Raw genomic sequence first — 21,133 nt, forward strand, 5'->3', positions numbered from 1 at the left:
TTTCTGGTTAAATAGCAAAATTTACTTTTAATATCTGCGTTTAGTCAAGCTAGAAGTATAAAAAATAGTATTACGAATTTTAAGGTAATTCTCAGCATAAATTAATTTAATTACTAGTAAATGCATTTATATTATTAAATAATAATTCGCGGATTTGAGAGGGCGATGAGATAAAAATATTTAGCAATCTTTTGGTAATAGCTGTACTTTTCCCTGTAGATATGCAACAGAAGTAAGTTAAAATCAGCTATAACTAAAGATGTAACAGTTAACAGCAAGCTCACATTTAGCAGTTTGATTTTATTTTTTAAGATTTATTAAACACCTAAAATGCAACCGGAACAGTGAAGCAAATCATAAAAGTTAGGATAAATATAGATCCATTTTCCTTGCAATCACGCCTCACGGTTGGTATTGCATCATTTTCAGCTTTGGTATTAGGTAGCCTTGCTACATGGACTAGTTGGAAAATGCAGCAAATTTTAGTTGATAGTCATAAATCTAATATAGAAGAAATTGCCAAGCGTTTGCCGCAAGATGTGCAAATTTATAGTGAAATGATGCAACCTGAAACTGGGTTGCAAAAGGCTATTAATAATTTAGCAAATACTAACATATTATTATGGCTAAAAAGTCCTGATAATAAAATTTTGGCAAAATCTACCACTTTGGATTTATTATCTGATGCTACGATAGCTGAGTTAATGACTCTGACAAAGATGCCGATTAAACCACAAGTTTACAAAGTAAACCAAAGCTATTTTGTTTTATGTGGTAGTTCTGTGCAAGTGCAGGGTAAGTTATTGGGTGAGTTATTTGTAGTCAAGGATATTACCCGCGAACAGAAAATGTTTATCGTAATGGTGCAGAGTTTAGGTATTACTAGTGCTTTGGCAATTATTGTTTTAACTGCTGCGATCGCATTCTACATTAAGCGTTCTCTGCAACCTTTGCGCCAGCTAAATCAAATGGCTTCTGTGATTTCCGCTGAAGATTTAGGACAAGCACAGCTATATCTTGATAATGCACCCAGTGAAGTTAAAGAATTAGCTCAAACTTTAACCATGCTGTTATCGCGCCTTTCTCAATCATGGGAGCAAGAGCGAGAATTTGTGAGTAATGTTTCCCATGAATTACGCACACCTTTAACGATTGTACATGGTTATTTGCAAAGCGTCTTGCGAAGGCAGAATAACTTAACCCAAACTCAACAAGAAGCTTTAGAAACTGCGGCATCGGAAGCTGAACGCACTATCCGCCTACTACAAGATTTACTCGATCTAGCACGTGCAGATAGTGGTTACTTATATTTTCAAATGAAATCTTATGTGCTGAATGACTTGGTTGAAGAAGTTGTCATGATGGCAAAAAAATATAGCGATCGCACAATTACAATCGAATCAGAAATTTATCCAATTGAGATCAAAGCAGATTATAGTCGCTTTAAACAAGTATTATTAAATTTAATTGATAATGCCATTAAGTATTCTGACGCTGACACACCCATAATTTTTAAGTTAGCTCGGCTTCAAGATCGGGCTATTATTCAAGTTTGTGACAAAGGTTATGGCATTCCTTTGCAACAGCAAGCACGGATATTTGAGAGATTTTATCGTGTAGATGAATCTCGTTCTCATAATACTGGGGGTTGTGGTTTGGGCTTATCGATTGTTAAGACACTTGTAGAAGGGATGGGGGGTAGTGTCAGTGTGGAATCAAAGTTAAGAGAAGGGAGTATGTTTACAATCAGTTTACCTATATATATATGACAGCACATATCCTTTTGGTGGAAGATGAAGTCAAACTGGCGCGATTTGTCGAATTAGAGCTTAATAGCGAAGGATACCGAGTAAGTGTTGCTCATGATGGCATTGCAGGCTTGACTCTAGCGCGAGACTCCTCACCAGATTTAGCAATTCTGGATTGGATGCTTCCAGGGTTGACGGGTTTAGAAATTTGTCGGCGTTTGCGAACAACAGGTAGTACAGTACCAGTGATTTTGTTGACAGCAAAAGATGAAGTTAGCGATCGCGTCGCCGGATTAGATGCAGGAGCTGATGATTATGTAGTTAAGCCCTTCAGCATTGAGGAACTATTAGCTAGAATTCGCGCTCATCTCCGGCGCACGCAAGAAACAGACGAGGATTTGTTGCAATTTGAAGATTTAAGCTTAAATCGGCGCACTCGTGAAGTATTTCGGGAAAAACGAAGCATTCAGTTAACAGCAAAAGAATTTGACTTATTAGAATATCTCCTTTCACATCCTCGTCAAGTATTTACTAGAGATCAAATTTTAGAGAAAGTTTGGGGTTACGATTTCATGGGTGATTCTAATATTATTGAAGTATATATTCGTTATTTGCGACTCAAGTTAGAAGAAAATAATGAAAGACGTTTGATTCATACAGTCCGTGGTGTAGGCTATGCACTACGGGAGTAATCGTAATGAGTTGGTGATTTCGAGAAAAAGCAACATATTCAAGATAAAAGAAAATTATGAAGAAAAAATGGGCGGTTAAACGACTGACAGTAAATCTCACAACCGAGGAAATGAAGAAACTTGAACAATACTGTACTCTCACAGGAAGACCAGCAACAGATGTAATTCGAGAATTGCTCCGAAGTCTTGAGGTTGACAATGCTGAAAACTCTGAGATGGGAACAGCAGACTCAAAAATCACTGTTGGCAGTTCGTCAAAATCACACTAACTATCGACTCGAATATAGCAGACTTATTGCAGAAGTGGGGTAAGAGGATGTCTGAGAAGTATCAAATATTTCTTGATCCCCCCTAACCCACGCCAGTCGCTCATGGGGGAAACCCCCAAGACCGCGCTGGCTCCCCTTAAAAAAGGGGGGAATAAGAGTCTTAAAGTCCCCCTTATTAAGGGGGATTTATGGGGATCTCCAAGGGTTAGATGTATACAAAAAAAACTTTTCAGACATCCTCTAAAGGGGAAAGGATGGAATTTTCCCTTTCCCTTTAATCTTTCCCCAACATCTTGCAAAATTTACTTTTGCAAGATGTCTAGCGTTTCCTAATCAGAATCAGCTACAGCTTAACCTCACCCCCAACCCCTCTTTTCATCAAGGAGAGGCGTTGGGGGTGGGGTTTTGATATGTACTTTATGCACCTGGGAACTTCTATATCCCGCCAAATTAATGCCTTTACGCTTTTTGCCTTTCCTATGTCTTAACAAGCATCGATTATGGGCATCATAATTCCAGCCCGAATACATCAGCTAGCAGCCAGAAAACTATTTGGCAGCAAGTTTTGCATTTACAAATATAGTATTAACCGATGGTATATAGTTTAAGACCTTATCTCTTTGTTTCTCGATATAGTTTGTACGCTGTATTTCTTTTGGGATGCCTACAGATTCAATTAGGAGTAATCTGTAGCGTAGGTATTTGGATATTATCAGAAGCTAAATTACAAGCAGCCCAAGCACATCAGACCTGGAAATCACCTTTAGGATTGACTGAGCAAGTCACCACAGTAAATTCTGAGTCAGCACAATACTCAAAACCACTCCCCTATCGATTAAAACCAACACCTATTTTGCTGGCGGCACCGGAAAACTTCAATCCTGATTTGCGATTACCACCATCGCTACCCGAACCACCGCAGCAAAATTCTAGCCCGCGATCGCTACCCGAACCACCGCAGCAGAATTCTAGTCCGCGATCGCTACCCGAACCACCGCAGCAGAATTCTAGTCCGCCAACAACTGCCACTGAAGCAAAAACGCCGGATGCAGTTTTGGAAAGTATTGATACAGACTATCACTATGAGACAGACAACTTTGGCCAAACAAATTTTTTCCTAGAACCAACAGCTCAGTTTCGATTGAGAAATGGCAATAAAATATTTTTCAAGACAGGTTTTAACTTCTTTGAGCAACGCGGTGTTGAATCAATTACCAATTTTCCTTTGCAAGTTGGATGGCAAGGAAAAATTGGACAACTAACTCTACAAACAGCAGCCGGAGTCGATGTGTTCAATCGTTTACCCACAGCGATCAATCTCAATGTTAAAGTGGATGCTCCCATTTCGTCGCCGCGAGTTTCGTCATCAGGTCGATTGCTATCGGCAGCAATAATATCAGGTAATTTAGAACAAGGGCCTTATAAATCTAACGCTCGAACTTTAGACAATCAAATTACTGCTTGGCGATTTGGCCCTGATTTATACTGGCAGATTGACCGTAATACCAGCTTGTTTTCGTCATTGCGTTTGGGTAATTATAACGATGGTAATTCCGAGGTGCAATCTTTTAGTAGGTTAGAGCGCAAGTTCGGACAATTTTCTTTGGCAGCTAACTTATTTACTTGGAGTTACGATCGCGATTTAGAACGCACAAGCGGTTATTTTTCTCCACCAGATTTCCTAGTTTACAACGGTGAGGTAGCTTGGGAAGGAGATATTGCTAATTTCTTACGCTGTCGCCTCGCTGCCAATTTAGGACGGCAGCGACTTAAAGGAGAATTTGACAACGCCAATACCTATCAAACGCGCTGTACGGTAAAACTGTCGCCCAGTATAGAAGCAGACTTGGGCTATAGCTTTAGTAATGTCCGCAATCAAGAAACCGGTGGAAGCGCCTACGGTGGTAATTCCTTCACAGGACAGTTGCGGGTCAAATTTTAACAAAAAAGAATTCAGGAGTCAGAATTCAGGAGTCAGAATTCAGAATGAATATAGAATCAAGCTCTATATATTTTTGATTTTTTGATTTTTTGAAAGTTACAAACTTTGACTATTAAAGTATTTTTAATTCTAACTTCTAATTTCTAACTTCTAATTTCTAACTCCTGGATTCTGAATTCATCATTCTGAATTCTGTTTTTAAAATCCAAAATGGTATAAGGCTGGAGAATGAAAGCACCATTACCTGATAACGAAACACAGCGAATTGAATCTCTTTTGCAGTATAAAATACTCGACACTCCTTCGGAAGCAGCCTTTGACGACCTCACCCGTTTAGCCTCATATATTTGTGGAACTCCCATTGCCTTAATCAGCTTAATTGATACTAATCGTCAGTGGTTCAAGTCAAAAGTCGGTTTGGATGCCCTACAAACACCCCGTGATTTGGCATTCTGCGCCCATGCTATTCTGCAACCTGAAGTTTTTGTTGTACCTAATGCAACAGCTGACGAAAGGTTTGCAACAAACCCCCTTGTCACCTCTGACCCAAATATTCGGTTTTATGCTGGAGTACCGCTAACTAACCCTGAAGGATATGCACTAGGAACACTTTGTGTAATCGATCGTGTACCAAGAAACCTCTCTCCAGAACAAGTTGAAGCATTACGAATTATTGGTCGCCAGGTAATTAAGCAATTAGAAATGCGCCGCAATTTAGCAAGTTTGGTATTGGCAAGTGATACACGCAAACAGTCCCAGAAGACACGCAAACAATTTTTTCAAAGGATAGCTGGAGGGTTTGGGTTAGCATCGGCAGTTTTAGTTTTGATTGGCGTGATTTCTTATCAAAACACACATATATTGATTGATACGAATAAGCAAGTACAAATAACCCAAGAGAAAATCAATCAACTAGAAGAATTACTGTCTGAGATGAAAGATGCTGAGACTGGACAACGCGGTTACATCCTCACTGGACAAGAAAGTTATCTAGAACCTTATCAAGCAGTAATTGGAAACATCGATCGCAAAATTGTAAAACTGAAGGATTTAATTGCAGATCAACCTAACCAACAAAAGCAGTTCGCAACTCTTGAATCTCTGATAGCTGCAAAACTTACCATACTTAAGCAGACTATATACCTGCGTCAAAATCAGGGATTTGAGGCGGCGTTGCAGGTAATCCAGACAAATCAAGGAAAACATCTCATGGATGATATCCGCAAGATCGTTCATGAGATAGAAAATCAGGATAGAAGGTTGCTTCAACAACAGTCACAAGCTGCAAAAGCCAGTGCTAACAACACAGTTTTGACACTGGCGATCGCAATTTGTCTAAGTTTTTTGATTCTGGCTATAGTCTACTACTTTATTTACCGTGAAGGAAAAGAGCGGAAATTAACAGAGGAAACACTGAATCAAGAGCGCAACTTTATCTCAGCAGTCCTGAATACAACCAGCGCTTTAGTAATAGTTCTTGACACGAAAGGGCAAATCGTTCGCTTCAATCAAGCTTGCGAACAAATTACTGGTTACTCATTTGATGAGGTGAAAGGAAGGCATTTCTGGAACCTATTTCTACTTCCCGAACAGGTAGAGCTGGTGAAAGCAGTTTTTGAGCAGTTGCGATCTGGTGAAGCGCCCAAAGAATACGAAAACTATTGGGTAACTAAGGATGGCAGCCGACGGCTGATTTCTTGGACTAACACTATCTTGAAAGACTATGAGGGGCACGTTGAATACATTGTTGCTACAGGTATTGACATCAGCGATGTCTTTGAAGAACTTCGCTTACGCAAACGAACTGAACAGCATCTCAAAGCAGAGTATGTTACAACCCGGATCTTAGCAGAGTCAGCCACAATCAACGAAGCCATGCCCCAAATCTTGCAAGGAATCTGCGAAAGTTTGGGATGGGATTTTAGTGAATTTTGGATAGTAGATGGGCGAGCAAATCTACTGTCTTTGCTAAATTCATGGTATAAAATCTCCTTTGAGATGCAAGAGTTTGACATCCTCAGTCGGCTGATTACATTTGCACCAGGAATTGGGCTGCCTGGCCGTGTCTGGGCTAGTCTTGAACCTGTTTGGATCGCTGATGTCGTTAAAGATCGGAATTTTATCCGCTCTCAAATCGCTGCCGAAGCAGAACTGCACGGAGCTTTCGGTTTTCCGATCTGTAGTGGTAAAAAAATCATCGGTGTCATTACCTGCTTTAGCCATAAAATCCAGCAAGCTGACCCAGATTTGGCAAAAGTCATGAATTTGATTGGCGAGCAAGTAGGGCAGTTTATTGAGCGCAAGCAGGCAGAAGAACAACTCCAACGCCAAAACTTGCGATCGCAACTATTTACTGAAATTACCCTCAAGATTCGTCAGTCTTTGCAAATCAAAGAAATTCTCCAAATCACTGTCACCGAGGTTCAAAAAATTCTCCATAGCGATCGAGTTTTGATTTATCAGCCTTTGGCTGATGGCTCTGGAGCTACCGTGGTTGAGGCAGTAATTTCTGGCTGGCTAGCAATTAAAGAGAAACAGCTAGTCAATGCTTACTTTCAAGCTGAATACATCCAGCAGTACTATCTACAACAGTACCGTCAAAAACCGAATCTGGGACTTGCTGACTTGGATATAGCTGAAGTCCAAAAAAATCATCTCGAATTACTGCAACAATTTGGAGTCCAGTGTAATTTAGTCATACCCATTCTTGTCAAAGAAGAACTCTGCGGTTTGCTGATTGTCCATCAGTGCGGCAGTTCCCGCCAATGGTCTAGCTTTGAAACTCATCTTTTACGCCAAATAGCCGATCAAGTAGGTATTGCCTTAGCCCAAGCCCAAATGTTAGATGCAGAAACTCAACAACGACGAGAACTCGAAATTGCTCGTCACCAAGCTGAATTAGCCTCTCAAACCAAAAGTGCCTTTTTGGCCAACATGAGTCATGAAATTCGGACTCCCATGAATGCTGTATTGGGGATGACAAGCTTAATGTTAGAAACTCCCCTAAATTCCGAGCAGCGAGATTTTATGGAGACAATTCGTATTAGTGGCGATGCTCTCTTAAGCCTAATCAACGAAATTTTGGATCTTTCCAAACTAGAAGCTGGGGAAATGGCACTAGAAACTCTAGATTTTGACTTATCTACCTGTGTAGAAGAAGTATTGGAATTATTGGCTCCCTCAGCCCATGATAAGGGATTAGAAATTGCAGGATTAATTTACAGCAACGTCCCCACCCACCTCCAAGGCGATGCCGGCCGCTTGCGACAAATTCTTATGAACCTGATTAGCAATGCAATCAAGTTCACCAGCAAGGGAGAGGTAGTATTACGAGCAGAATTGCGTACGCTTTCCTTGACTACAGCCACCATCTATTTTGCGATCGTAGATACCGGTCTTGGCATTACCCCTGAAGATCAATCCAAACTCTTTAAGCCATTTACCCAAGTAGATGCTTCCACCACCCGCAAATATGGCGGTACAGGTTTGGGATTAGCCATCTGTAAGCAACTGGTAAGCTTGATGGGAGGAGAAATGGGCGTAGAAAGTCGCTTGGGGAAAGGATCTAAGTTTTGGTTTGAAGTAACTCTCGCCAAGCAACTCGACCCTATTTCTTTAGAAGGCGAACGCGAACTTTTGCTCAATCGCCGCTTGTTAGTGGTGGATGATAATGCTACTAATCGCAAAATTATCTACCATCAAGCTACTCGTTGGGGAATGCTGGTGGATCAAGCAGCCTCGGCTACTACTGCCCTCAAAGCTATTCAAGAAGCCGCCAAGCAAAAAAATTTCTATGACATAGCTGTGATTGATATGCAGATGCCAAAAATAGATGGCATGACTTTAGGAGAACAAATTAAAGCAAATTCAGCGATCGCTGGGCTACCTTTAATTATGCTTACCTCTACTAATCAACGCGATGAAATCCAACGAGCGCTAAAAATAGGATTTGCGGCTTATTTAGTCAAACCGATTAAGCCGTCCCGACTCCTCGATACCATGATGACTATTTTAGGAACGCAGCCAGAAGAGGAGACAGAAGTCATAATTCAGGAGTTAGAAGTCAGAAGTCAGGATTTCAAACTGAAAAATTCTGAAAACAACCGCAACTATTATTCTCCTAACTACCACAAATTAAGAATTCTCTTAGCTGAAGATAATTTGGTGAATCAGAAAGTTGCTTTGAAACAACTTCAAAGTCTGGGTTATAGTGCTGATGTTGCTGGTAATGGGAAAGAAGTTTTGCAACTATTAGAAAAAATTCCCTACGATTTAATTCTGATGGATTGCCAAATGCCAGTTCTCGATGGTTTAGAAACCACAAAAGAAATTCATCGTTGGCAAGAAAACAGCTTTGCTAGTGGTTATCGTCCTGTGGTAATTGCAATGACAGCTAATGCCATGAGACAAGACCAACAAATGTGTCTAGATGCCGGAATGGATGACTATTTGAGCAAGCCAGTAATCAAAGAAAAATTGGCGGCAGCACTAGAGCGTTGGGGAAATGTGATATTCGAGGCAAAAGAAACAACTGCCATAGAACAAACAGTTTCGACAACAGATGTCGGTGCAGTTAACCTCCCAATTGATTGGGAACGTTTGCACCAACTCTCAGAAAACAACCCAGAATTTGAATTGGAACTACTGCAAATATTTGTTGAGGATATTCAACCTCGTCTAGAGTTAATTAAAATAGCGATCGCAGCTCATGACTTTGAGCAAATAATACTCCAAGGCCATCAAATTAAAGGTTCTAGTGCCAATATGGGAATTACAACCATGCATCTGGCAGCAGAAAAACTAGAACAACTAGCTCATAACCAAGAGCGTCGAGGTTCTAGTAACTTAATCGTAGAGTTAGAAGACTTTATTAAACGCATCCAAGATTTTTTGAATTGTCAAGATAGTAACGCCACAACCTTAAATAATAATATTTCTTAATAAATTCACTGGATCGCTTTTTCTGAGTAACTTATGAAAAACACTTATTTTACATTCCTGATTATTAATTTTCTATTTTAAAGATAGAAATTCTAACCGATTGGGAATAATAACAAAGTATATTCGGTGAGTTAGCTGCATCATAAGCTAAGAATTTTTAGCCTAAATATCAGTTAAATACATCATCTATTATTCCCAATTGATTCCCAAAAAGTGAGGTTTTCCTAATGAGTCAGATGAGTAGAGACGATGTACGAGAAAGACTTGGTAATATCGATCAGATCCGCGATATTATTCTTGGAACCCAGCTAAGAGAGTACGAAAATCGATTTAGCAAGCTGGAGTCAGATGTATCTCTCCTGCAACAACAGACACGATTGCATGTTGAGCAACTCAAGTCTAACTTTTCGGCCGAACTAAAAGCGGGATTTGAGTCGCTGGATAAAAAGCTGAAATCACTGAACCTCGCAACTCAAGAAGAAACTCTTGACTTACGGCAACAGGTTGATAGACTTAATAAAAAGTTCTCTAGCAGCGTTCAGTCGCTTGATGAAACCTTAGATAGCCAAACTACCTCGATTCGAGATGAAATCTTTCAAACTAAAGTCCAATTACAAGATGATGTTACGGCATTACGGGATCTGATTTTAGAAGAAATAGATCGGCGCTTCTCACAGCTGACAGACACGAAAGTTTCTAAAGACGATATGGCTGAAACTTTGTTTGCCTTGGGAATGCGTCTGAAAGAAACTGAATTTATTCCTAAATTGCGAGAAGCAGCCAATGAACGCAGCGATGAATATACTGCTGTACCGCTTTTAGAAACTACAAAGTTATCAAAAGTAAGTGTTAACTCACTCTAACAGTACAGCAGAATTAAATTCATAATCAAGTCAGAAAGTAAAGAGATATGAAGGAGATAATGACTCCAAACTCATAACCTCTAACTCACAAACTCTAACTCAGCACTCTAAAAAGGATAACTCAGGTGGAAAATTCGGTTTCTCAATCTGTTGAGTTGAAGTCAGAAACAGCTGTGCAGCTTGACAATTTGCTGCATTTGCTTATCGATCTCAAAATTATCGAATCCCCTGAGCAATCTCCTTTATTACCATCAGAAACTGATAATAGTAATAAGTATATTCCAGAAGAAATTGAATTGCTGCAACTTCCTCCAGTAACATTAGAAGTATGTGAAGCTTATTTAGAATCGGATTTTAATTTTCCTCAAGATATATCTAATTACTCACAAACTAATCAAGAAGAATTAGAAGAATCTATTGAAATATTTACAGAATTTGAGGAAAAATTAGACAACTCAGAAGATGCATTGCAAAAATTACGGGAGATATTAGTCGGATATGAACTAACAGAAATAAACAATATTACCGATAAGTTGGAACAAAAATTAACAAAAATAGAGCATCAAATTTATGACCCTAAAGAGTTAATAAATCTATTACTACCGTGGATTTCTGAACTTTTAAAGCTGAAGATTACAGAGTCAAGAGAGGAAATTGTTCAAATAATCGCTCCGATCATTGATGAGACTATCCGCAGTCGCACTGAACAAAATAAAGTTAGTATGAGTACAGCGATCGCACCTGTAATTCCTCTAGCTATTTCCCAGCAAATTATTATAGCTCCAGAAGAAGTTTCAGATGCGATCGCTCCGGCAATGGGACGAGCCATAAAAAAGCAAATTGAAATTGAGCAGAATATTGTGGTGGATGCACTCTACCCAGTTATTGGTAGTACCATAGCCAAATATATGGCAGAGACAATCCGTGCCATTAACCGACAAGTTGAAGAAACCCTCAGCGTTGAAGGTATTAAACGTAAAATTCGTGCCAAGCTCCAGGGAGTTTCAGAAGCAGAATTAATTCTTAAAGAAGCTCTGCCATTTACAATTCAAGCCATTTTCTTGATTCATAAAACATCTGGTTTAGTTATCTCAGATATTCAGCACTCTCATGTAGAGCAGCTAGAGGCTGAAATGGTAGCAGGAATGCTGACAGCAATTCGTAGCTTTGCCAATGATTGTATCAATCAATCTGGAAGCATAACAGAATTAGATGCAATTGAATATGGAACATCCAAAATAATTTTAGAAGTTGCCGGATACTGTTATTTAGCGATTGTTGTGCGAGGAGAACCAAGCAAAAATTTTATTTGGAAAATGCGGCAAACATTCAGCAAAATTATTAAAATACATGGTAATATAATTGAAAAATTTGACGGCGATCCAGATTTAATTCCTATTGAAATTCATAGACTTCTAGAAGAGCTAAAAAATTCAGATATTCCGGATAAAAAGAAAGCGAAAATCTCGCCACTACAGATATTAGTCTTAACATTTATCGGTACCATTTTAATTCCTTGGGGTATTTGGCAATACCGTAGTGCAATTATACATTCCATTGAAAATCAAACTTCGTTGGCTCTAACTTCTGTTCCAGAACTAGCCGTATATCGGCTTACTGTACAAGTAGAACACAACAAAATAAAACTAACAGGAAGATTACCTAATCAACTTCTTCGTCAGAAAGCCGAGCAAACTGTTAAAATCACCTCTCCTAATTGGTTGATTGACAATCAAATTTTATTAGTAGAAGTACCAGCAGATCCCGTATTAGCTGCTGCTGAAGTCAAACGAGTTACAGCAGTTTTAAATCAGACTAACGATATAGCAATTTCCGCTCAATATATCGCTGGTAAAGTAGCTGTTGAAGGAACTGTCAACCAAATTGCAGATGCTCAGATTATTGCGAATGCATTTGCGCAAATTCCCGGCGTAAAATCTGTGTCTAGTGCGGTGCGAGTAGAACCCCCACAGATTGAAGTTCGATTTTACTTTCAACCCAACTCAGCTAATTTAATGAGAGTAGATTTAGCGTACAAGGTTCAACAGGTCAAGTTTTTCCTCGAACAGCACCCAAATAAGCATTTAAAAATCATTGGTTATAGTGACCGTACTGGCGCGAACAAATCTCAAAAATTGGCACTGGCGCGAGCAAAGGCTGTACAACAAGCACTGATTAAATTAGGCATCAAGCCATCTCGCCTACAGGTCATTGGTAGGACAAATTTACCACCAGGAATTGATGAAACTCAACCTTTGTGGTTAAGTCGTTGTGTCGCTCTAGAAGCGATAAACAAGCAATTTTAAGTTTATAGTAGTTATGATTTTGATAAAACATTCTCTACTTTCCTTAAATTATGTCTACAATCTCTAAAAAAATATGCTTATTTGGTGACTTTGGTGTTGGTAAAACCAGTCTGATTCGGCAATTTGTAGAGTGTCAGTTTAGTGATGAATACCTTTCAACTGTAGGAGTAAAAATTTCTCGTAAATTGGTTACTATTTCAAAACAAGAGCTACTTGTTGAACCAAATTTACAGTTAATAATTTGGGATATTGAAGGTAGTAATAAGTTTAAAGCAGTTGCTAAAAATTATTTTCAAGGTTCTAAAGGTGCTGTGATAGTCGGTGATGTGACACAAGCAGAAACCCTCAATCATATCCAAGAGCATATTCAAACTTTTTTAGCTGTTAATCCTAACAGCTATATTGTTGTTGCACTGAACAAATCAGATATGATTGCAGCCGAATATTTAGAAAAAATTCGGGAAATGCATCAATTTACTAATCAAGCTAATATATTAGACACTTATGTAACCTCAGCTAAAACTGGTAATAATGTTGATAAAATATTTCAAGCTTTAGCCACTCGTTTAATTTAATTAAGATGAATTCATTTTTTACAAACCTATTAGCTGTATGTGGCATTGAATATTTGATAATTGATGAAAACTTCAAAATTCTAGAGATGTCTTTGGGATTAAATCATTTTGCCGAGCTTCCTAATGAAGTAAAGCTAGGTCAGGATGTTCGGATTATGTTTCCAGAATTAGAGGGACTGGAAGATGTTTTTGATGCAATTCTCCAGGGAGAACAAGATAATTTTGAATTAAAAGGAATTATGCGATCGCCAGATACGCCTTCTCCTTTATATATTGACATTTGTATTACTAATAATCTCCAAGAAGACCATTCTAGAAATCGACTAACCATTGTTGTCGAAGATGCGACAGAACGGATGGTGCTTGAACAATCTTTATTTCAAGGTGCAAATGAAGCAAATCTTTTATTACGTAACTTAAAGGCTTCTAAACAATACATTGACCAAATTGTGACATCAATGGCGGATGCCTTGTTAGTGACAACGCTATCAGGCGAGATCAAAAAAATGAATTATGCCGCACAAATCTTATTGCAATACAACGAAATAGAACTCATCGGTCAACCGATTGCAAAAGTTATTGAAGAAGTTAATAAATATCCATTGATAATTGATGATATTGATATATCCCACAGTCAAGACATAAATTTTTTAGTAAAAGAAGTAGAAACCGTTTGTTATACCAAAAGTGGTAAAATAATTCATATAGCTTTTTCATCCTCAATTGTCAAGACACAAATTGAACATTTTCAAGGTTATGTTTACATTTTGCGAGATATGACTGAACGAAAGCAGGCAGAACTTGCTAAACAGGAATTCTTAGCAATGATTAGCCATGAAGTTCGGACTCCCATCGCATCGGTAATTGGTATGGCCGGTTTGTTGCAATATACTGAATTGACTGCTGAACAGCAAGATTTTGTTGAAACCATTTACACCAGTGGAAATTCCTTACTCAAAATTATTAACGATTTCCTTGACTTCTCCAAAATCCAATCGGGTAACTTAGAACTCGAAGAGGAACCTTTTGCTTTGCGAAATTGCATTCATGAGGCTTTTTATTTACTTGCACCTACAGCTAGAGAAAAAGGTTTAAAACTCACATTTTTAGATAGTCCTCAACTTCCTACTATGATTGTGGGAGATATCACCAGACTGCGCCAAGTCTTGATTAATTTAATCAGTAATGCGATTAAATTTACCGAAACTGGAAGTATAGAAGTTTCAGTTATAATCCGCAATAATAGCGATATCAATCATTCTTCTGCTGCAAATCCTGACGAAATTCAGTTTAGTATTAAAGATACAGGCATTGGAATTCCACGCGATCGCTTAGAGCGTTTATTTAAAGCTTTCAGTCAAGTTAACTCCTCCATTACTCGACAGTATGGCGGTACTGGCTTAGGTCTTGCTATCTGTAAGCAACTGTGCGAGTTAATGGGTGGCAGAATTTGGGTTGAAAGTGAATTTAATGCAGGTAGTACATTTTACTTTACGATTGCCGCTTCTGTTATTCCAGAGGAGTCAGCAGGAGCCAGTGTGGTCTTCTCCCAACAAGAGATCCCAAAAGCGATCGAGTCTTCACATATGGAGCAACTGGCTCTCAAAAGTCAGAAATTATTCTTATTATCTCCGCATAAGAGCGTCTTTGCGTCCCCTCCTTCCCCGTCTCCTGATTTATATAAATTAAGAATTCTTTTAACTGAAGATAATCTAGTGAATCAGAAAATAGCCTTGAAGCAACTCAAAAATATAGGCTATAGTGCTGATGTTGCTAATAATGGAAAAGAAGCGTTGCAACTATTAGAAAAGATTCCTTATGATTTAATTCTGATGGATTGTCAAATGCCGATTCTCGACGGTTTAGAAACCACAAAACAAATTCATCGTTGGCAAGAAAGCAGCTTTGCTAGTGGTCGTCGTCCTGTAGTAATTGCAATGACAGCTAATGCAATGAAACAAGACAAACAAATGTGTTTAGATGCTGGAATGGACGACTATTTGAGCAAGCCGGTGATGAAAGAAACTTTGGCTGCGACGTTAGAGTATTGGGGAAATGTAATATTCAAGGCAAAAGAAACAGCTGCCACAAAGCAGACAGTTTCGACAACAAATGTTGGTTCAGTTGAACTCCTAATTGATTGGGAACGATTGCATCAACTTTCAGAAAATAACCCAGAATTTGAATTAGAACTACTACAAATATTTGTTGAAGATATTCAACCTCGTCTAGAAGTCATTAAAATAGCGATCGCAGATTATGACTTTGAGCAAATAGCGCTCCAAGTCCATCAAATTAAAGGTTCTAGTGCCAATATGGGAGTTACACCTATGTATCTGGCAGCAGAAAAACTAGAACAATTAGCGAGCAATCAAGAGCGTCGAGGTACTATTAACTTAATTGTAGAGTTAGAAGATTTTATTAAACGCATCCAAGAGTTTTTAATCATTAGTCAGTAGTCACGATCTCCCTACTGCAATCATAGACATTTTTTATAAGATTTACTAATAAATAAACAGTAACGATTATCTACTGTCGGCTCATAACTCAATTTGTCGGCAATGGCGGACATAATTTTTAAACCTCGGCCGCGCTCTCGATTGTTATCCTCAAATTCAGATGTTTGGCGCAATTGCTGTTCTAAGTCAAATGGTTCGCCTTGAGACCAGATGCGAATTTCTATGTATTCATCTAACCGCACAGCTTCCATCTCAATTGGAGTTTCAATAGGTAAATTTTTGTGGGCATGTTCGACAATGTTAGTAAAGCCTTCCATCATCAGCGTTTGACATTGCCACCAAATTTCTTTATCGAGAATAGGTGGTTGATTCATCTGCTCGAACCAAGACAAAACTTGAGGTGAAACTGTCAGGTCTGTGTTGACTTTGAGATAAATTTTATTATTCACTTCTTAACTAATAAAATATCGTGAAATCATCATATTCGTTAATTAGATTATTTAATTTGAGTATTTTTACTATACATTAAAAACCAAATTGCATATAACTTAAATTAAAGCAACTATTTACCAATTATTTTACTTAGTAAACTGTAATTTATGTTTAAAATTTTGGTTATTGATGATGACCCGACAGTGCGAGCAGTACTGAAAAGCACACTCCAAAGGCAGGGTTATGAGACTACTGTAGCTAGCAATGGTGAAGAAGGAATTATCCAAGCACAACTACTACATCCTGCCCTGATTATCTGTGATTGGATGATGTCACAGGTAGATGGGTTAGAAGTGTGCCGTCGAATTAGAACAGATCCAGAGTTGGCAACTACTTTTTTTATTTTACTGACAGCTAGGGGAGCAGCTCGAGGAGAGGAGGAAGATAGAGTTAGGGGACTTGATGCTGGAGCGGATGAGTTTATTTCCAAACCAATAGAGATGAATGAATTGAAAGCACGGGTAAGAGCAGGACTAAGGTTACACCAGCTAAATCAGGATTTGCAAAGTCAAAAGCAAGCTTTGGAGACACTAAATCAGGATTTGCAAACTCAAAAGCAAATTTTGGAAGCAGAATTGGCTGAGGCCGCTGATTATGTGCGATCGCTTTTACCCTCACCGCTTGTAGGAGCAGTAACTACAGAAAATCTGTTTATTCCCTCAGCGCAGCTAGGAGGCGATTGCTTCGACCATTATTGGATTGACGAGGATCATTTGGCAATTTATTTGTTAGATGTATCTGGTCATGGGGTGGGTTCTGCCCTCCTATCGGTATCCGTACAGAATGTTTTGCGATCGCAATCTCTACCAAACACTAACTTTTGTCAACCAAGTGAAGTCCTAAAAGCTCTCAATCATGCTTTCCAAATGAGTAAGCACGGTGATAAATACTTTACAATCTGGTATGGAGTTTATCACCGCCTGAAACGTCAACTCGTTTATGCCAACGCCGGACATCCCCCAGCTTTACTGTTATCTAATACCTCCACAAACAATATTGAAGTTAAACAGCTAACTTCTTTAGATTTACCAATTGGTTTTTTGCCTGAAGTTAAATTTGAGGATGCTGTTTTTCAGGTTGAAGAAAACAGCACTTTATACATTTTTAGTGATGGTGCTTATGAAATTAATCAGCCAGATGGTAAAATTTGGGGAATCGATGCATTCATTGACTTATTAAGTAAATCTACTGGAAATACCTGCAACCTCAATCAACTCTTAACAAAGATTCTCACCTTAAGTACTCAAGATAATCTTGATGATGACTTATCTTTAGTAAAAGTTAACTTTGGTTAAAATAGTCAGCTATACATACTTAAATTTGGATTGCTTCACAGCTTATTGTGTTGCTAATACTTGACGATAAAAGTCATCTTTATCAGCAAAAGTTTGAAAAATTCTATCCATTTTCGTCAGTTCAAATAACATCCTGACTTGATCGCTGATCGAACAAACAAACAGTTTAGCTTTAGCAGCTCGTGCCATTTGCATTGCTGATACTAAAGCACCTAAACCAGAGCTATCAATAAACTTTACTTCTTTCATATCGATTAACAAAATATCAGCGCCATTTGCCAGCATACCGCTAACTTCGCGACGTAGTTCGTTACCTCTAATACCATCTAAAATTCCCGATATTTCTAGGACTTTCACACTCAAATTCATGGTTTGGTTACCTTATTATGTAGTTATATTTTGGCATTGAATTAAGGCAAACTGCAATAGAGAAAATCTACAATTAGTTTTGTTTTAATACTTTTTGATGACTATTATTTGCGATTGCCATAAAAAAGCTAGCATCAACCCATTGCCGAGAAATTTCAAAAGCTTCAAAATAGCCGTCTTTTTGACCTAACTCACGTGCCCAGAAGCGAGACAGAACAAGTATGGCATCAAGTTGCATAAATGCTTTATTTAACTCTGATTCATAACAACCGATCGCTGCAACTTTTTCCTCAATTACAGAGGTGATATCCACAAAAAAGTTGGGTTCAAAACCTCGCAAAAAAACAGGTGGTGCTGAATACCACAAGGGTATATTTTTGCGGGTAGCAACATTAGAAACTGCGATCGCACACACTTCATGATCTCTATGCCCATATTTTTCAGGTTGTGGTGCGTGAGTAATAATCAGATCCGGTTGCCAACGCCCAAGAGCTTCTTCAGTAACTTTAATCACTACTTGTGTGGAGAAATTGCACTCCTCAAGTGCATGAAACTCGTAAGTTGCACCGATGATTTTGCCAGCTGCATCTGCTTCTTGATGACGTGTACCCTTAACAGGCGAACTAGAAAGACCACCATCAGTCAAAATTAAGCAACGAACATTCCATCCTGCTTTGGACATCAGACTGAGAGTACCAGCAGCAGGTAGAACTTCATCATCAGCATGAGCATAAATTGTTAAGACAGTTCGCTGACCAAAATTTTTTGAGTCTGAATCAGTGTTCATAGCTGTTTTTTTTCTAGGCTGGATTTATAAGTCAGTAGTCATCTTCCTTCTGCTCACTCCTCTTATACCAATTTTAAAAATGATTGCGACAGATGGAAAACTGAAACACTTATCCAATGGAGATTTCACAATCCAAAATCTAAAATCTAAAATCCAAAATGGTATTACTTAACTTTTAAACCTCTTTTGGAGGCTGCCAAACAGATGCGCGGACGATCGCCCACAAAAGTAATAAATTATAAATAGCCCATGCACTATTGAGCAGGTGAACATCAGGATTATTTAAATGGCCAATAGCGAATTGGTAAAGGCTCCATAACATCCCCAAAATGGTAAGGATAAAAACAACCAACTGCGGCCAAACAAGCCGGAGATAAATCCCGGATTGTCGCTGCTTAGGTGTGACTTGAAAATTGAGTTTTTGTCCTGTGAACACACTCCATACAGCTTGGATTAATAAGGGGAATAAAGCGATCGCATATTGTTCAGAACGCCATACTTCTCTAGCTGGAATGCCCCAAGTAGCTGTAAGGAAAGTCAGACGGTTAATAATAAAAGCTGGAAAAAAATGTATGGCAAAGTCAGACCCGTAGCTTCTAACTGGAACAATGTCCGTAAAAAAATAGATAATTGGACAAGAAATAAAAACCAGAGTAGCAAAACCAGAGAAATAACTATACATCGTCTTGAAATATTGCAACCTTTGCCAAAACGTTAGCCCTGATTTGGTTAGAGGATTTTCCCTCACTAGCACTTGGATAGTTCCTTGTGCCCAGCGTAACCGCTGTTTAAGAGTAGAACTGAGATCGTCTGGTGCTAAACCTTCTGCCAAAAGTTCATTGTGATAAATAGATTTCCAGCCAGCACTATGCAGACGCATGGCTGTATTCATATCTTCCGTAATGCTATTACTGGATACCCCACCAACTAAATCAAATTCATCTAAACGTTTTTCATCTTTAGCAAAATCATCAGCAAAATTTTGCAGTCCTACACTAACTAATGCCTCACGTCTGAGAATCGCATTTGTACCTGTATAAAACGCAGCATTCATGCCATCTTTGCCTTGTTGAAGTGGCCCATAAAATAAATTTGCTCGATGTCCAAAAGGATCGCCTGGAGGAATATTGTAAAAATCCTGGCGGGTCTGTACAAAAGCAATTTGATTCTGGTCGTATTTTCCGTTTAAAAGATTATAGGTGTAGAAATAAGGCAGAACTCGCTTGAGAAAATTTCGCTTGGGAATGTGGTCAGCATCTAGAGTAACAATAAAATTTCCTGACGTTTCTCCAGAAAAAATTGCATAATTGATGTTGCCAGCTTTGGCATGATGTGCAACACCAGGCGTCTTCGGACGAGCAATGTAACGAAAACGAGCCAGATCAACTAGTTCTAGTTCTTTTTTATAAATAGCTTCTTCTAAAGCTTTCCGTTCTATAATGAGGCGATCGCGTAGCGTCTTTGTCAGAGAATCGCTAATATTGGGGTGAGCCGGAGGTAGCCAAAGAATCAGCGATCGCAAACTTTGCACAAATCCAACCGCAGGCTGGTTCACCACTGATTCTGATGATGTTTGCAGCCATTGTTCGGCAGCTTGAGTATTAGGTGTCAGATTTTCCAGTTGCTTCAAACGCTCTAACAATCCAGCATGTTCTGCATCAATCCGTTCCGCTTCTAGCTGTAATTGTGGGGACTGCAAATCTTCAATACACAATCTTTCTGTCATCGCTCGCATCTCAGCCGAGTTCCCATCATCCAGCACATAAACGCGTAACTTGATGGGCGGATAATCGATTGCTAAGGCAGCTTTGGCAGTTTTTTCGACAATTTCCGGCGGCTCATTGTAGCAGGTTACAAATACATCCACTGTTGGCCAGTCGGCTCTGGGTATAGGTGGGGTCATCTGGTCGAGAGACTTAATTTGTCTGACTAAAGGTCGCCACAACCCAATTACAAACATGACGCCACCGAAATAACTGTAAATCTCGGCTATCAGCAAAGGAATAGAAATCCAGAGGGCATCAAAATTAATCGAATGGGTGACGCGCCATTGCAAATACCAGATACCAAAAATTAAATTGATTTCTGCTAAATAACGAAATAACAGCGTTCTTTTTTTGAGTAATGAGCGGCTGTTACCAGGAAAGTTTGTTAGAGAAACTGAAGCCATCTTAGTACCAATAGTTAATGTATCTGCATCCTCATCAACATAAGTATTCCCTAGTTAAATTTGCGACTAACAAATTTTCTCGCTCGATCCAAAATTAGCGTTGCTGAATTGAGCTACAAATCTAGATGTAAAGACGTAGCATTGCTACATCTCTACAAGGATTTTGGATTACTAGGACTTATATAGCAATCTGATTTGATTTCTGAATTAATCGTAGGGACTAGG

Annotated in this window: 14 protein-coding genes; 10 read left to right on the forward strand and 4 right to left on the reverse strand. The window is 38.8% G+C overall.

Annotation, left to right across the window (positions count from 1 at the left end; translation table 11 throughout):
- Positions 1-344: 344 nt before the first annotated feature.
- The 9 genes from RMZ95_RS10405 to RMZ95_RS10445 all read left to right on the forward strand — a co-directional run bounded on the left by RMZ95_RS10405 (position 345) and on the right by RMZ95_RS10445 (position 15,795).
- A complete protein-coding gene (locus tag RMZ95_RS10405) occupies positions 345-1,769 on the forward strand; it encodes a HAMP domain-containing sensor histidine kinase (protein WP_322686758.1) in 1,425 nt (474 codons plus the stop codon).
- Positions 1,766-2,440: a response regulator transcription factor gene (locus RMZ95_RS10410; RefSeq protein ID WP_322686757.1), complete on the forward strand. Its 675-nt coding sequence runs from the start codon at positions 1,766-1,768 to the stop codon at positions 2,438-2,440. Before RMZ95_RS10405 ends, RMZ95_RS10410 begins: the two co-directional genes overlap by 4 nt.
- Before the next feature lie 56 nt (positions 2,441-2,496).
- The gene (locus RMZ95_RS10415; protein ID WP_094351406.1) at positions 2,497-2,709 is read left to right on the forward strand and encodes a CopG family transcriptional regulator; all 213 of its coding nucleotides are present in this window, start codon (positions 2,497-2,499) and stop codon (positions 2,707-2,709) included.
- 592 nt (positions 2,710-3,301) lie between these two features.
- Positions 3,302-4,651 (forward strand): hypothetical protein, encoded by a 1,350-nt coding sequence (locus RMZ95_RS10420; RefSeq protein ID WP_322672431.1) that lies wholly within the window; start codon positions 3,302-3,304, stop codon positions 4,649-4,651.
- A 228-nt stretch (positions 4,652-4,879) separates the two neighbouring features.
- The gene (locus RMZ95_RS10425; protein WP_322686756.1) at positions 4,880-9,592 is read left to right on the forward strand and encodes a response regulator; all 4,713 of its coding nucleotides are present in this window, start codon (positions 4,880-4,882) and stop codon (positions 9,590-9,592) included.
- A gap of 227 nt (positions 9,593-9,819) precedes the next feature.
- On the forward strand, positions 9,820-10,455 hold the full coding sequence (locus RMZ95_RS10430; protein WP_322672429.1) for a hypothetical protein: 636 nt from the start codon (positions 9,820-9,822) through the stop codon (positions 10,453-10,455).
- A 125-nt stretch (positions 10,456-10,580) separates the two neighbouring features.
- Complete coding sequence (locus RMZ95_RS10435; protein ID WP_322686755.1) at positions 10,581-12,761, forward strand: OmpA family protein; 2,181 nt, start codon at positions 10,581-10,583, stop codon at positions 12,759-12,761.
- Between the two features lie 50 nt (positions 12,762-12,811).
- A complete protein-coding gene (locus RMZ95_RS10440) occupies positions 12,812-13,336 on the forward strand; it encodes a Rab family GTPase (RefSeq protein ID WP_322686754.1) in 525 nt (174 codons plus the stop codon).
- A 5-nt stretch (positions 13,337-13,341) separates the two neighbouring features.
- Positions 13,342-15,795 (forward strand): ATP-binding protein, encoded by a 2,454-nt coding sequence (locus RMZ95_RS10445; RefSeq protein ID WP_322686753.1) that lies wholly within the window; start codon positions 13,342-13,344, stop codon positions 15,793-15,795.
- Between the two features lie 20 nt (positions 15,796-15,815).
- Here the strand turns inward: RMZ95_RS10445 and RMZ95_RS10450 are convergent, their stop codons facing one another.
- Positions 15,816-16,244 (reverse strand): anti-sigma regulatory factor, encoded by a 429-nt coding sequence (locus RMZ95_RS10450; protein ID WP_322686752.1) that lies wholly within the window; start codon positions 16,242-16,244, stop codon positions 15,816-15,818.
- Positions 16,245-16,394: 150 nt separating this feature from the next.
- On the opposite strand from RMZ95_RS10450, the gene RMZ95_RS10455 reads away from it, so the two are divergent.
- Positions 16,395-17,582, forward strand: coding sequence for a SpoIIE family protein phosphatase (locus RMZ95_RS10455; protein WP_322672424.1), 1,188 nt, complete (start codon positions 16,395-16,397; stop codon positions 17,580-17,582).
- 42 nt (positions 17,583-17,624) lie between these two features.
- On the opposite strand, the gene RMZ95_RS10460 is transcribed toward RMZ95_RS10455, so the two are convergent.
- The 3 genes from RMZ95_RS10460 to RMZ95_RS10470 form a co-directional block, all read right to left on the reverse strand.
- Positions 17,625-17,951, reverse strand: a complete 327-nt coding sequence (locus tag RMZ95_RS10460) for an STAS domain-containing protein (RefSeq protein ID WP_322686751.1) — start codon at positions 17,949-17,951, stop codon at positions 17,625-17,627.
- 73 nt (positions 17,952-18,024) lie between these two features.
- Positions 18,025-18,738 (reverse strand): PIG-L deacetylase family protein, encoded by a 714-nt coding sequence (locus tag RMZ95_RS10465; protein ID WP_322672422.1) that lies wholly within the window; start codon positions 18,736-18,738, stop codon positions 18,025-18,027.
- 175 nt (positions 18,739-18,913) lie between these two features.
- Positions 18,914-20,908: a glycosyltransferase gene (locus RMZ95_RS10470; protein WP_322686750.1), complete on the reverse strand. Its 1,995-nt coding sequence runs from the start codon at positions 20,906-20,908 to the stop codon at positions 18,914-18,916.
- Between the last annotated feature and the right edge of the window lie 225 nt (positions 20,909-21,133).

The organism is Nostoc sp. DedQUE07 (assembly GCF_034530975.2).
Classification (GTDB): domain Bacteria; phylum Cyanobacteriota; class Cyanobacteriia; order Cyanobacteriales; family Nostocaceae; genus Nostoc.

What these genes read in the sequence shown, in the direction of transcription:
- RMZ95_RS10440 (WP_322686754.1), top strand. Translation starts at nt 12,812, where the DNA reads ATGTCTACAATCTCTAAAAAAATATGCTTATTTGGTGACTTTGGTGTT.
- RMZ95_RS10465 (WP_322672422.1), bottom strand. Translation starts at nt 18,738, where the DNA reads ATGAACACTGATTCAGACTCAAAAAATTTTGGTCAGCGAACTGTCTTA.
- RMZ95_RS10410 (WP_322686757.1), top strand. Translation starts at nt 1,766, where the DNA reads ATGACAGCACATATCCTTTTGGTGGAAGATGAAGTCAAACTGGCGCGA.
- RMZ95_RS10470 (WP_322686750.1), bottom strand. Translation starts at nt 20,908, where the DNA reads ATGGCTTCAGTTTCTCTAACAAACTTTCCTGGTAACAGCCGCTCATTA.
- RMZ95_RS10420 (WP_322672431.1), top strand. Translation starts at nt 3,302, where the DNA reads ATGGTATATAGTTTAAGACCTTATCTCTTTGTTTCTCGATATAGTTTG.
- RMZ95_RS10430 (WP_322672429.1), top strand. Translation starts at nt 9,820, where the DNA reads ATGAGTCAGATGAGTAGAGACGATGTACGAGAAAGACTTGGTAATATC.
- RMZ95_RS10425 (WP_322686756.1), top strand. Translation starts at nt 4,880, where the DNA reads ATGAAAGCACCATTACCTGATAACGAAACACAGCGAATTGAATCTCTT.
- RMZ95_RS10415 (WP_094351406.1), top strand. Translation starts at nt 2,497, where the DNA reads ATGAAGAAAAAATGGGCGGTTAAACGACTGACAGTAAATCTCACAACC.
- RMZ95_RS10445 (WP_322686753.1), top strand. Translation starts at nt 13,342, where the DNA reads ATGAATTCATTTTTTACAAACCTATTAGCTGTATGTGGCATTGAATAT.
- RMZ95_RS10455 (WP_322672424.1), top strand. Translation starts at nt 16,395, where the DNA reads ATGTTTAAAATTTTGGTTATTGATGATGACCCGACAGTGCGAGCAGTA.
- RMZ95_RS10460 (WP_322686751.1), bottom strand. Translation starts at nt 17,951, where the DNA reads ATGAATTTGAGTGTGAAAGTCCTAGAAATATCGGGAATTTTAGATGGT.